Source organism: Citrobacter sp. Cs237, from assembly GCF_030332325.1.
GTDB lineage: Bacteria > Pseudomonadota > Gammaproteobacteria > Enterobacterales > Enterobacteriaceae > Citrobacter_A > Citrobacter_A sedlakii.
Genome location: NZ_JAOWIB010000047.1, coordinates 1 through 482, shown reverse-complemented (window position 1 = coordinate 482; position 482 = coordinate 1). Strand labels below are relative to the sequence as shown.

The window sequence follows — 482 nt, the reverse complement described above, 5'->3', positions numbered from 1 at the left end:
AGGCCGGAGGCCTCAGAAACGCCCTGAGAGCCTCTGAGGCGGTGCACGCAACGGATGTTATGGTAAATTCAGCTGATTGTATGCAGCATAATCGTTTTTGAACTTGAAGGTCTGATGTTTATTCAGATATTTTTCTCTACCTCTTTAATCGCGTTAAGTATCGCTAAATGTTCACTTTCTGAATGTCCACCTTCTTGGAGTTTACGGTTTAAAATATCAAGGATAGCAAGTAGTGAAACGCAGCGTTGTTGTGATAGTAATTCGAAAATCGCATAGCTAATATACATTTCAATTCTCGAGAGCATTTTAATCTCCTCAAAAATTATTATGGTCATAGCTTATCAACAGCTTCTTTTAATAAAAGTCTTGCTTCGCTTTACTCTTTTTTAAGAGTTCCCTTTCCTTTGTTAAACCTATAGCGCAGTTATACTTTATTCTAAACAGATGGTTTTTTGTGTTATGTGTCGTTGTTTTTTTAAAAA

The 482-nt window shown here is 36.3% G+C and carries 1 protein-coding gene; it reads right to left on the bottom strand.

Features of this window, described 5'->3' with window-relative positions; translation table 11 throughout:
* Window positions 1-122 precede the first annotated feature (122 nt).
* Entirely contained in the window at window positions 123-305 is a 183-nt protein-coding gene (locus OGY07_RS01830) for a hypothetical protein (RefSeq protein ID WP_058805920.1), read from the bottom strand.
* Window positions 306-482: the final 177 nt, after the last annotated feature.

Coding starts and splice junctions, on each gene's coding strand:
- OGY07_RS01830 (WP_058805920.1), bottom strand. CDS start 305: ATGCTCTCGAGAATTGAAATGTATATTAGCTATGCGATTTTCGAATTA.